Source organism: bacterium, assembly GCA_035295165.1.
Lineage (GTDB): Bacteria > Sysuimicrobiota > Sysuimicrobiia > Sysuimicrobiales > Segetimicrobiaceae > JAJPIA01.
Map to the genome: position 1 here is coordinate 1 of DATGJN010000025.1, position 4,149 is coordinate 4,149.

Sequence of the window (4,149 nt, forward strand, 5' to 3'; positions counted from 1 at the left end):
CTGGAGCAGCGTGTCGTGCTTGGCGAACGCCTGCCCGGCCGGGTCGTTTCTCGCGTCGTATGCGCGCCTGTGCAACCCCAGCGCGAACGACTGCCCCCCCGCGACGCCCATGTGCCGGGCCTCGACCGCCAACGCGATGTACAACGTTTGTGGTCCCTGACCCCGGCTCTAGTTGTTCGGCGCGCCCGCCTCGATCCAAGCTTTGATTTGCGCGATCTGGGCAGGTTGGAGCATCCCGCCGACCGGCGGCATCTGGAGGCCGCACGGCGGGTTGGTGATCTTGAGGTACATGAGGCTCTTGTCCGGGTCGCCCGGCTCGACGCGTTTCAACCCGGTGGACGCGCACTGGGGTCCCATCGCCTGGGCGTCGACCAGGTTCGCGTACCCGTCCTCCTTCGAAGTGATGACGAGATAGTCCAAGCTTCCGGCGTGACAGAACGCGAGGGCACAGGTCTGACTGAGGATCTCGTCGTAGATGGCCGTGTATGTGGCAGCGTACGTGGGGCCGCCGTCGTCCCCCAAGACGGCGTCGTCGCCGCCCGCGTCCACCGCGCTCGGTGGCGCCTCCGTCGCCGCGTCGCGGGCGGTGCTCTTGGGGTCCGCTCCCGTACCCGAGGAACAGGCGAGGAGGAGCATCGAGCCCGACGCGACGACGGCCAGACGGGGCGCGCGACGTCGGGCCCAATCCGCGATCACCCGGGGATGCCCTTGGCGAGGCTCTCGCGGGCGTGGTCCCAGAACTCTCGGAGCGTCCGCGGGCCGAGCGGCTGCTTCGCTGCCCACCGGCCCGGGCCGAGGCCGTCGTCGAGCTCTTTCTTCTGCATGGCAAACGTGGTCCCGTCGATCTTGCAGCGCTGCGCCGCGGGATCGATGCGGTAAAGCTTCGCGGCGTTGAGGCCGAAGATCTTCCGCTTCATCTCGTCGGTGATCTCCGGGTACCCGTACATGTCCTGGAACTGCTGGGTGATCGAGAACGCTCGGAAGGCCATGATCTGGCGTTGCGGGCTTCCGCTGAGGATGCAGTCGGTCCCCCAGACGATGTTGTCCGGGCCGAGATACTTGAGCAGCTTGCCCATGTAGTGCTGCGAGTCCGTTGTCTTGGTCATCACCTGCGACCAGGCGCTCCCCATCTCCGCGTACACGTTGTGGGGCTTGAACGGCTCACCCTTGTCCGGATCGGCGATGACGCCGCTCGTGATGAGGCTCCGAATGAGGACGTTGACGCCCGTCAGCATCGGCTCCGGGGCGGCGGGATCGTAGGGGACGTTCTCGGTCGGAGTCATCACGAAGGCAGAGACGGCGGTTCCGCCGGTACGCGCGTTGATGCCCGAGTGGTAGATGACGAAGTTCGCGTTCGGGAACATCTTGGCGATCGGGCCGATGTCGGTCGGCTCGTTGTGCTTCACGTCGAAGCCCGGAATCGGCAGGCCCTTGTGGATCGCGAAGTTGGGGACCCCGAGCTTGAGCCCGGCCTCGATGAACGCGATCCCGATCGGGTCGGTCATGTAATAGCCCTGGGCAGAGCCGTCGGGCGCGGGGTACGTGTCCGACGTCCACGCCGGGTACGCCTTCCACGACCCGCACTTCCACGCCGGGTCCTGCATCGCCGCGTACATTCCCTGGATCTGCCGCTCGATCTGATCGTTCGGCATGACCTGGAACTGGTTGATGCAGCGCTGCGACATCCCCTTCGAGTTGATCCAATCGCGAAGGTTGCGCATCGCCTCGTTCGACAGCGGCAGTCCACAGGCCACGGCGGGGTTCCCGAGCAGGTCGCGGTCCGGGTAGCACTGCGCCGCGGGCCACGCGGTGATGACGCTCATCGTCGTGTCGCTGTCGATGTACATGAGCTCGACGTAGTGCTGCTGATTCAAGCAATCGAGCTGGGAGCCGGACGGCTCGTCGGTGCAATTCGCGATCAGGGAGAGGAACGTCGGATAGACGATGTTGCGCGTGCGCCACTCTCCGTTGTCGAAGCAGTGGGTCTGCACGTCGAAGATGAACTCGTTCCCCGTGAGGTTCGCGTTGGCAGCGTCGTCTCCCGAGTCGTTCACGCAGAAGGGGGCTTGCTGGCCCGGCTTGTTGCCGCTGCTCTTGCCGCAGCCGAACTCGTTGACCACCGACAGCGCGAGCGCCATCCCGCCCGTGCTGTAGAGGAACTCGCGCCGGTCGATGCCCCGCTTTCGGGCGATTTCCTCGCCGCGCCGCAGGATCTCGGCGCGCATCCGCGCCTCCTCGGGCGTCTGCAGGTGGAAATACTCGCCGTTCGAGTGGTTACCGAGCCACAGCGGGGACTCGTAGGGAATCTCCGGAGCGGTCTTCTTGAGAGACTTGAGCCAAGCGTACTTTGCCATGTTCGTGGGTCTCTGGAGTATCGAAGAGGTTGTTATTGGGACGGGCAGCTGTTCGTTTTGCCGCAGAGGCCGAGCTGCTGCGCCAGACCGGTCGACACGCTCCCCGTGCCGTACTGGTTGATCGGGGCGGTGCACCCCGTCCCGGCGATGGGATAGCAGCTGTTCGCGGCCATGATGCCCGCGCTGGGGTCGCAGCCGGAGTCCCATGCGCACTTGGCGATCGCCTGGCAACCCTGGACCGCGTCGCACTGCTGCATCAGGCTGAAGCACTTGTCGCACAGGCAGTCGTGGACCGCCTGGTGCCCCTGGTTATTGAACGCGTGGCAGCCGGCCGCATCGGGGTAAGGGGCCATGACGTTCTTGTAGACGAAGTTCGTCGCCATCGGATCCGTGACGCCGAGCATCGAATAGATGTTGTCGGGACCGGTCGGCGGGGTGGAAGTCGCCATCGGCGGTCCTTGCCACGCCGTCGGCATGGCGGCGGGTGGCGTACTGCTGCCGAGCGGCATCGCAGCGGAGACGTAGTTGCTCGGCGTGCACGCGGCCGGCGGCGGGTTGACGAAGGGCGCGCCCGCGTCCTCCGTCACTCCGGCTTCCACGTTGGAGCACTGCCCGGCGGCGTCCCTCTGGCCCGCCGCGACACCCCCAATCACACACAGACAACCGACGAAAATAACGTGGCCTCTCGAGAAGCGCGCGAACATGGCCACGGTCTACAGCGCGACACTGGGCGGTGGCAATCCCGATGCAGTCTCGGTCGGCGCCTGAGGCTGGCTGAGGGGGCGACGTGGACGTCGACATTCCTCTATTATTCAGGTTACTTACGGTGAAGCGCCGACGGCGGAGCGTCGCGGACATGCCCAGCAAATGCCCACAAATGGCCCAGGGCCCACACATGTCTCGGTAAGGTCCACGCTTCGAGCCGGCCGCTCGCTCTTAAAGGCTGCTCGCGATCGCGTCCGCGGCCCGTCGTGAGACGGCGAAGGTCGCGTTGATCCCTGTCACTCGGGCGTAGTACGCGTCCGCCGCTCCGGTGCGCGTCGCCGCGCCGATCGTGAGAAGCGTCTCGGCGGCCGCCCCGCCTTCCGCGCGCGCGGTCTCGTCGATCGTCAGCGTCGGCTGATCGAATCCTTCGTCGCGCGCAGCAGGCCCCGCGTGGACGGCGTACAGCGCGCCGAGCCCGGCGAGGGCGCCCTCGAGACGAACCGCAGGCCCGCTCTCGGGATCGGCCGGAGGCGATCGCACGAGCACGCCGCCCGATCGCGAGAGCTTCACAGTGGACGCGCCGCGACCGACGACGATCACGTCCAGCGATTCCGTCTCCACCTTCAGTCGGCTCCCGTCGATCGCGGGGTGGGACGCGAGATCGAGGAGCGTCGAAGGCAGGATGGCGACCGGCCGCGTGCCGACGCCGACGACGCGGGCGTAGACGCCTCCCTCTCCGGGCATTCCGAACTCGACGCCGACACGCTGGCCGTCGCCCGCGTCCCCGACCGCGACCGTCAAGGCGCACGAGCCAGGTCCGTGGAAGCCGAACGAGCCGTCGTCGTTCTCGCTGATCCACGCCATCGCCTTCGCGTGAGCGACCGCGTCGGTCAGGCCCTCCATCGCGATCTCGTCGACCGGGAACCCCGCCGGCGTGCGGAACGTCCACCGGCCGCCGCTCCGCTCCGCGCGCTGCGGCGTCGGCCCGCACGTGTCGTCCACGCCCGAGACGGCGGCGGGGTCGAACGCCGCGGACCAGAGCGGGAGGGGACGAAACAGAACGGCCTGCGGAACGAGACGTCGCGCGATC

4 protein-coding genes are annotated in these 4,149 nt (G+C 67.2%); all 4 read right to left on the minus strand.

The genetic code is table 11. The features are described 5' to 3' along the window. Positions 1–168: 168 nt before the first annotated feature. The gene (locus tag VKZ50_03410) at positions 169–696 is read right to left on the minus strand and encodes a hypothetical protein (protein HLJ58759.1); all 528 of its coding nucleotides are present in this window, start codon (positions 694–696) and stop codon (positions 169–171) included. Then, entirely contained in the window at positions 693–2,354 is a 1,662-nt protein-coding gene (locus VKZ50_03415) for an amidohydrolase family protein (protein HLJ58760.1), read from the minus strand. Before VKZ50_03415 ends, VKZ50_03410 begins: the two co-directional genes overlap by 4 nt. Positions 2,355–2,386: 32 nt before the next feature. Continuing rightward, positions 2,387–2,941: a hypothetical protein gene (locus tag VKZ50_03420; GenBank protein HLJ58761.1), complete on the minus strand. Its 555-nt coding sequence runs from the start codon at positions 2,939–2,941 to the stop codon at positions 2,387–2,389. A 349-nt stretch (positions 2,942–3,290) separates the two neighbouring features. After that, positions 3,291–4,149: DUF4340 domain-containing protein (locus VKZ50_03425; GenBank protein ID HLJ58762.1), on the minus strand; the 859-nt coding region annotated here is incomplete at its 5' end.